General features: G+C 70.1%; 9 protein-coding genes and 1 pseudogene. 2 read left to right on the top strand and 8 right to left on the bottom strand.

The features are described 5' to 3' along the window. Positions 1-74: 74 nt before the first annotated feature. Positions 75-227, top strand: coding sequence for a hypothetical protein (locus tag E1266_RS38495; RefSeq protein ID WP_165966316.1), 153 nt, complete (start codon positions 75-77; stop codon positions 225-227). 104 nt (positions 228-331) lie between these two features. On the opposite strand, the gene E1266_RS34025 is transcribed toward E1266_RS38495, so the two are convergent. The 3 genes from E1266_RS34025 to rsmG all read right to left on the bottom strand — a co-directional run bounded on the left by E1266_RS34025 (position 332) and on the right by rsmG (position 3,140). Continuing rightward, complete coding sequence (locus tag E1266_RS34025) at positions 332-1,315, bottom strand: ParB/RepB/Spo0J family partition protein (RefSeq protein WP_132054182.1); 984 nt, start codon at positions 1,313-1,315, stop codon at positions 332-334. Further along, entirely contained in the window at positions 1,312-2,127 is an 816-nt protein-coding gene (locus tag E1266_RS34020; RefSeq protein ID WP_132054184.1) for a ParA family protein, read from the bottom strand. Before E1266_RS34020 ends, E1266_RS34025 begins: the two co-directional genes overlap by 4 nt. A 335-nt stretch (positions 2,128-2,462) precedes the next feature. Continuing rightward, complete coding sequence (gene rsmG / locus E1266_RS34015; protein ID WP_132054180.1) at positions 2,463-3,140, bottom strand: 16S rRNA (guanine(527)-N(7))-methyltransferase RsmG; 678 nt, start codon at positions 3,138-3,140, stop codon at positions 2,463-2,465. Between the two features lie 232 nt (positions 3,141-3,372). Here rsmG and E1266_RS34010 point away from each other — a divergent pair, with 232 nt between their 5' ends. Continuing rightward, a complete protein-coding gene (locus E1266_RS34010) occupies positions 3,373-3,837 on the top strand; it encodes a DUF6458 family protein (protein ID WP_132054178.1) in 465 nt (154 codons plus the stop codon). 565 nt (positions 3,838-4,402) lie between these two features. On the opposite strand, the gene E1266_RS34005 is transcribed toward E1266_RS34010, so the two are convergent. The 5 genes and pseudogenes from E1266_RS34005 to rpmH all read right to left on the bottom strand — a co-directional run bounded on the left by E1266_RS34005 (position 4,403) and on the right by rpmH (position 6,923). Next, a complete protein-coding gene (locus E1266_RS34005; protein WP_131986507.1) occupies positions 4,403-4,888 on the bottom strand; it encodes a R3H domain-containing nucleic acid-binding protein in 486 nt (161 codons plus the stop codon). Between the two features lie 37 nt (positions 4,889-4,925). Continuing rightward, positions 4,926-5,963, bottom strand: coding sequence for a membrane protein insertase YidC (gene yidC / locus E1266_RS34000; protein WP_132054176.1), 1,038 nt, complete (start codon positions 5,961-5,963; stop codon positions 4,926-4,928). 166 nt (positions 5,964-6,129) lie between these two features. After that, positions 6,130-6,408, bottom strand: a pseudogene (yidD, locus tag E1266_RS39710) (membrane protein insertion efficiency factor YidD); the annotation flags it as partial. Continuing rightward, the gene (gene rnpA / locus E1266_RS33990; RefSeq protein ID WP_132054172.1) at positions 6,405-6,773 is read right to left on the bottom strand and encodes a ribonuclease P protein component; all 369 of its coding nucleotides are present in this window, start codon (positions 6,771-6,773) and stop codon (positions 6,405-6,407) included. The pseudogene yidD and the gene rnpA, both read right to left, overlap by 4 nt. 12 nt (positions 6,774-6,785) lie before the next feature. Continuing rightward, positions 6,786-6,923 (bottom strand): 50S ribosomal protein L34, encoded by a 138-nt coding sequence (gene rpmH / locus E1266_RS33985; RefSeq protein ID WP_132054170.1) that lies wholly within the window; start codon positions 6,921-6,923, stop codon positions 6,786-6,788. Between the last annotated feature and the right edge of the window lie 223 nt (positions 6,924-7,146).

Here is a 7,146-nt window from a genome sequence, read left to right as displayed (position 1 = left end):
CGCCCGGCCCGTCCCGTCATCGCAGGCGTCCCGGAGCTGGCGCCGGATCGGTGATCCGGGGGATGCCTGACACGATGGGGATTTTCAGGGCTTCAGTATTGGCGAGCCACGAGCTCCGCTACCCCGGCTCCCGGTTCGTGGGCGTCCCCGACCCGACCGACCTCGCCCTAGGCAACGGCAACGTCACTCATCAGCGCCAGGAGCAGCAGCAAGTTCGTCCGTGGTGAAGCCGGGTGCTCGTGGCCGTACCCGCTACGCTAAGGGCCGGAGTTTGCCCGGAATAGACGAGCGCCCCGGGAGATGCCTCCCGGGGCGCTCGGACGTCCTGCCGTCAGGGTTCGGTCGGGTCGTCGTCCGGGGCCATCGACTTGATGATGCGGTCGAGGTCCTCCAGGGTGGCGAACTCGACGACGATCTTGCCCTTGTTGCGGCCCATGTCGACGCGCACCTTGGTCTCGTAGCGGTCGGAGAGGCGGTCGGCCAGCTCCTGGAGACCGGGAGCGGCGGGCTTCTTCCGGCGGCCCTGCCGCGGCGTCTTCGGTTCGTCGACCTCGCGCAGCGCGATGAGCTCTTCGAGCGCGCGCACGGAGAGCCCCTCCTGGACGATGCGCTGCGCCAGGTGCTCCTGAGCCTCGATGCTGTCGAGAGAGAGCAGGGCACGCGCATGGCCGGCGGAGAGGACTCCCGCAGCGACGCGGCGCTGAACAGCCGGCGGCAGGTTCAGTAGACGGAGCGTGTTGGTGATGTGCGGCCGCGACCGGCCGATCCGTCCGGCGAGCTGCTCATGGGTGGCGCCGAAGTCCTGGAGAAGCTGCTGGTACGCGGCCGCCTCCTCCAGCGGGTTGAGCTGCTGCCGGTGCAGGTTCTCCATGAGGGCGTCACGGAGGAGGTCGTTGTCGCCGGTGTCGCGGACGATCGCCGGGATGACGTCCAGCCCCGCCATCTTGGACGCACGCCACCGGCGCTCGCCCATGATGAGCTCATAGTCGTGGTCGCCCGACGTGACCTTGCGGACGACGATCGGCTGCAGGAGCCCGACGATGCCGATCGACTCGGCCAGCTCCGCCAGGGCCTGCTCGTCGAAGTGCTCGCGCGGCTGGCGCGGGTTGACGGTGATCGAGCTGAGAGGCAGCTCGGCGAAGTGGGCGCCGGCGACCGGCTCGAGCGGTGGCCCCGAGGAGGAGCCGTTCGCCGGGGGAGCCGCGGGGCCGCCCGGGAATCCCGGCTCGCCCATCTCGGCCGGGGCCGACGGGGGCGGCGAGGTGGGAATGAGGGCACCGAGGCCCTTTCCCAGGCCGCGTCGCTGCTGGCTCACTGGGCGGCTCCTCCATGGGCCATCTCCGAGGCGGCTTCGCTGTAGGCGAGGGCGCCGCTCGAACCGGGGTCGTAGGTCATGACGGACTGTCCGTAGCTCGGGGCCTCGGAGACCCGGACGCTGCGGGGGATCACGGTGTTGAGGACGACGTCGCCGAAGTGGTTGCGGACGTCCTCCGCGACCTGCGCGGCGAGGCGCGTCCGGGCGTCGTACATCGTGAGCAGGATCGTGGACACCTTCAGCTTCTGGTTGAGGTGCGCCTTGACGAGGTCGACGGTCCGGATGAGCTGCCCGAGGCCCTCTAGCGCGTAGTACTCGCACTGGATCGGGATGAGCAGCTCGTCCCCGCCGACCAGGGCGTTCACCGTGAGCAGCCCGAGGGACGGCGGGCAGTCGATGAGGACGTAGTCGAACTTCTCGGTGTCGTAGGCGTCGAGCGCCCGGCGCAGCCGCGATTCGCGGGCGACCTTGGAGACCAGTTCGATCTCGGCACCGGCGAGGTTGAGGGTCGCGGGCGCGCAGTAGAGGTTCGGGATCTCCGGCGCCGGGACGATGATGTCGGCGAGCGCCATGTCCTCGATCAGCACGTCGTAGATCGACGGGACCTCCGCGTGGTGCTCGACACCGAGGGCCGTTGAGGCGTTGCCCTGGGGGTCGAGGTCCACCACGAGCACCTGGGCGCCGTGCATGGCGAGCGACGCGGCGAGGTTCACCGAGCTGGTGGTCTTGCCGACGCCGCCTTTCTGGTTGGCGATGGTGATGACGCGGCATCTGGCCGGCCGCGGCCATTCCCGGTCCCTGCGGCCCGGCATCGTCTTCACCGCCGCGGCCGATGTTTCATGTGAAACCTTGGCGTCCTTGAGCGCCTCGCGCACGAGTTCTGACTCCCCCTGAGTTGGTCCCTTGCGCGGCCCGGGCGGCGCGGCGGCGGCCTGTGTCGGTACATAGCCGACGTTCTCGGCCGTCCCGGACGTCGTGCTGCCCCACATCGCGTGTCCAGAAGGCGCGGCCCCCGGCTCCTTGGCCGGGCCCTGCTCCTCCGGCGTCCCGTTGGGCGGTGCCGCCTCGCCGGGTCCGCCCAGGCCGAATGGCTGTTCGTCGGGGGATTCGCCTGTGCGGTCAGGCCGGCCCAGTCCTGGTCCCGTGCTCATGAAGACCTCTTCCTCGACCCTTTTGCACGCCGGGGTGCGCGCTGTCGTCGTCCGACAACCCCGCCTCGGCCGGCGACCACACGGACGAGCGTTGTCGGCGGATCGACCATACCTTGCCCGACTTGAAGCAGTTCGGTGGTCCGGGCACCGAACCGTTCCAGGACGGGTGCCGCCTCGTCCAGTTCGGCGGCGGCCCGCTCCCCCTTGAGCGCGAGCAGCTCGCCTCCCGGACGCAGCAGCGGAAGCGCCCAGGTCGCGAGCCGTTCGAGCGGCGCGACGGCCCGCGCGGTGGCCACGTCCACGGAGAACTCCTCGACGACGTCCTCGGCCCGCGCCCGGCGCACCACGACGTTCGGCAGGTCGAGCATCTCGACGCACTCGTTCAGGAAGGTCGTACGGCGCAGCAGCGGTTCCAGCAGGGTGACCCGCAGGTCGCGCCGGACGATCGCGAGCACGATGCCAGGCAGCCCGGCCCCCGAGCCGATGTCGACGACCTGCGCGTCCGCCGGAATCACCTCGGACACCACCGCGCAGTTGATCAGGTGGCGTTCCCAAAGACGGTCGACCTCGCGCGGCCCGATGAGCCCGCGCTCGACGCCGGCCTCGGCGAGGAACGCCGCGTAGCGCTCCGCGACCGGCAACGCGTCACCGAATACCTCCCGTGCAATCCCCATCAGACGAATCGTTCCACAGAACCAAGCGTGCGCGTGCACGCGAAACGTCCGTCCTTGGGTTTGAAGCCCACACCACCTGCCTGGGCGACCCGGGTCGAGGGCGGACGGACCGGTCGGCGGAGCCGCTGGACCCTTGCGTAATGGCAAGAACCACATGACCCGTCGGCATAACCTCGTCTCCTCGGGTAAAGGCGGTGTGTCGCCCGACCTCCCCCGGAAGGAGCTCCGACAGATGGGAATCGGAGTCAGTCTCGCATTCATCGCCATCGGCGCGATTCTCGCGTTCGCCCTCCGCGTCGAGCTCAGTGGCATCGACATCACCCTGGTCGGCTGGATCCTGATCCTGGTGGGGCTCATCAGCATGGGATTCACCCTCCGGTACACGCGGCCCCGGCGCCGCGCCGGCCGCATCGTCGGCGCCGACCCCGCCTACGGGGACGAGCCGGGAACCGTGATCCATGAGGAGCACATCGTCGAGGACCCGCCCCGCGCCGGACGTCCGGCCGAGCGAGTCGAACGGGTGATCGAACACCCGGCGGACGAGGGCGTGACGCACACCAACGTCGCGCAGGACCCGGCGTACGCCCAGGACCCCGCATACGCGCAGGACCCGGCCGTGCAGAACGCGTCCGGCCTCGATGCGGAGGGACGGGCCGTCCCGCAGCGCCGCCGGTGGCGCCGGACCGCCCGGAGGTAGCCGCCCGCCGCCGATCCTGCTCGGTGTGCTCGGGCGGCGGCGCACACCGAGCTCCCAAGGGGCCCCGCGCCGGGCAGGGCGCGGGGCCCTCCTAAACGTTATCCACAGGCGGCGATTCCCCATGCCCTCGCCCACCGGGGACTTGACACTGGGACTAAGCGGGTCCGCCCCCGGGCGGGAGGGGCACGTCTTTCAACAACCCGCGCTCATCACCAAACAGCCACCATCCACCCCGCACTCAATCGCCCATACGCCCTAATCTCCACGGACGCCCGGCCCACGGACGCCCCGCCCTCCCCCGACCCAGCGGGGCTCCGCGCCACGGGTCGAGGGCCTCGTTCAGGTGCCCGAGAGCCTCCGCCCGCGCCGCGGCGGCAGCCCGGCGCGCAACGACGTCCACCGCTCGCCCGCTCGGCCGCTCGCCGCCACGCGTGCGCCCCGCGCTTTCGACTCGTGCACGCTGCACCCCCCTTGGCCGGCCAATGCGAACGGCCCCGGTGCCCGGGGGCATCGGGGCCGTTCGTGAGGTTGTGCGTAGGGCGGCCGAGCAGAACGGCCGCCGGTGTCAAGCGGGGTAGATGACCACGTAGCGGTCGGGCTCCTCGCCCTCGGACTCGCTGCGCAGGCCCGCCGCGGCGACCGCGTCGTGGACGATCTTGCGTTCGAACGGGGTCATCGGCGCGAGCGGCTTCGACTCGCCGCTCTGCTTGACCTCGTCCGCGACGTCGGTGCCGAGCTTGGTCAGTTCGGCGCGCCGGCGCTCGCGGTAGCCGCCGATGTCGAGCATGAGACGGGTACGGTTGCCCGTCTGCCGGTGGACGGCCAGGCGGGTCAGCTCCTGCAGCGCCTCCAGTACCTCGCCGCGTTTGCCGACCAGCTCGTCCAGGGACGCGCCGACGACGGCCACGATCGCGCGCTCGCCCTCGACGTCCATGTCGATGTCGCCGTCGTAGTCACCGATGTCCAGCAGGCCCTCGATGTAGTCGGCGGCGATCTCGCCTTCCTGCTCGAGCGCCTGGACGTCGACCTCGGTCGTGTCGGTCTGGCTCAACGGGGTCTCCTTCTCCGGCACGTGCTCGGGGTTCAAACTAGCGCTTCGGGGTGCCGCTGCGCTTGCTGCGCGGCTTGCGGGTCGGCTGGTTGCGCACGACCTTCGGCTTGTCGTCCGTCTCGGGGACGGTGTCCGTCTCCTTCTTGAGCTTCGTCTTGCCGCCGGAGGAGCCCTGGCCGTTCTTCGAGGCGGAGGTCTTCGCACCGGTCTTGGTACCGGACTTGGTACCGGACTTGGCACCCGCCTTCGCACCGGTCTTCGTGCCGGTCTTCGAGCCCGACTTGCCGGACGTGGTCGGCGTGTCGGCGTCCGCGCTGGGCGGCGGGTACTTCTTGAAGATGTAGTGCTGCTGCGCCAGCGTCCAGCTGTTGGACGTGACCCAGTACATGAGGACGCCCAGCGGGAACCCGAGGCCGAAGAGACCGAACAGCGGCGCGAGGAAGACCATCATCTTCTGCGCCTGCATCATCGGGTTGTTCTCGTCGGTGATGGGCTGGCGCTTCATGCTCGCCCGGACGGTGAAGAACGTCGTGATGGAGCTGATCACCACCGCGATGGCGGTGATGATGATGGCGGTCCAGCTCTTGGGGTCGGAGCCCCAGGCGTTCAGGAAGGTGTCCGGGATGTGGGCACCGAGGATGCTGGCGTGCTGTGCACTCGCCACGAGGTCGGCCGAGACGGCGAAGACGCTCTCGCCCGGGTCGGCGTCGGAGATCTTCTTCAGCGTCTGGAACAGCCCGATGAAGATCGGCATCTGGACCAGGAGGGGCAGGCAGCCCGCCAGCGGGTTGGCGCCGTTCTCCTGGTAGAGCTTCATGACCTCCTGGTTGAGGCGCTGCTTGTCGTTCTTGTATTTCTTGCGCAGCGCCTGGACCTTGGGGTTCAGCTCCTGCATCTTCCGCGAAGCGTGGATCTGCTTCACGAACAGGGGGACGAGGATGAGCCGCAGCAGGACCGTGAGCAGGATGATCGAGCCGCCCCAGGCCCATCCACTGTCCTCGGGGACGAAGGTGCTCAGCCCCGTGTGGATCCACACGATGAGCTGAGAGACGATCTCGTACAACCAATCAAGCACCGGGCAGCTCCTTGGGCTCTGCTAGGGCGGGGCCGCTCTCCGCGCGGCCGGAGTTCGAAGAAGCCGCCGCGGATCGCCTCGGGGACGGCTCCCCGGGGCCCCCGGAGGGGTTCGATCGCTCCTGAGGAACGTGCTCCCCAGGCTCCCCGGAGAAGGGCGTCTCGGACGACTTCTTCGGCGGCACCGGGTCGTGACCCCCGGGGTGGAAGGGGTGGCACCGCGCGATGCGGCGGGCCGTCAGCCACGTGCCGCGCAGCGCCCCGTGCACCTGGAGGGCCTCCAGGCCGTACGCGCTGCAGCTGGGCTGGAATCTGCACTGCTGCCCGAGCAGGGGACTCAAGAAGCGGCGGTAGGCGCGGACGAGAAGGATCAGCAGACTCGCGACGGGGCCCGGGGACCCCGTCGGGTGCTGGGACGGATTCACCGTCCCCTGCCGACTCCTCATCTTCGCCCCTTGGACGCGGGCCGCAGCAGCCGATCGAGCGCCGACTCGAGATCCGCGGCCGTTTCGTCAGGACGCGCCGTCCCCGCCCGGGGGTTGGCGCGCACTACGAGCAGGCTACCCGCTGGCAGCCGGTCGAGGTGCGGGCGCACCAGGTGCCGGAGGCGCCGCCGCACGGAGTTGCGGACGACGGCGTTCCCCACGGTGCGGGCCACGATGAACCCGACCAGCGGCGGGGCGTCCGCGCCGGTCTTCTCGTCCGGCTGAAGCAGGTGCACCACGACAGTTGGCCGTCCGGCGCGGCGCCCGCGCCGGACGGCCAACGTGAAGTCGTCCCGCCGCCGCATCCGGTTTCCGGACGGCAGCACAGTGAAGTGGTGTCAGACCGCGATGCGGGCGCGGCCCTTGCCGCGCCGGTTGGTCAGGATCGCCCGGCCGGCGCGAGTGCGCATGCGCAGCCGGAAGCCGTGCTTCTTGTGGCGACGACGGTTGTTCGGCTGAAAAGTACGCTTGCTCACTTGAGGCTCCAGTGCTGCGGTCGGTTCGGCTGAAAAGGCGCGATGTCTCGCATCGAGGGCCGCGTTCGGTCCCCCGCAGCGGGGGCCCACCCGAGCTCGCCTTGCGTAACTGCCGGCGGGCACGCGTCATCTCCGTCGATGCGACTCGACCTCAGCACGTTACGGGCTGACCGGGTACCCGGTCAAACGCGGCGGCCGGGCCGGAGCGGGGCGAGCGGACGGT

The sequence above is a fragment of the Actinomadura sp. 7K534 genome, from assembly GCF_004348575.1.
GTDB lineage: Bacteria > Actinomycetota > Actinomycetes > Streptosporangiales > Streptosporangiaceae > Spirillospora > Spirillospora livida.
This window is presented reverse-complemented; position numbering and strand designations above follow the sequence as displayed.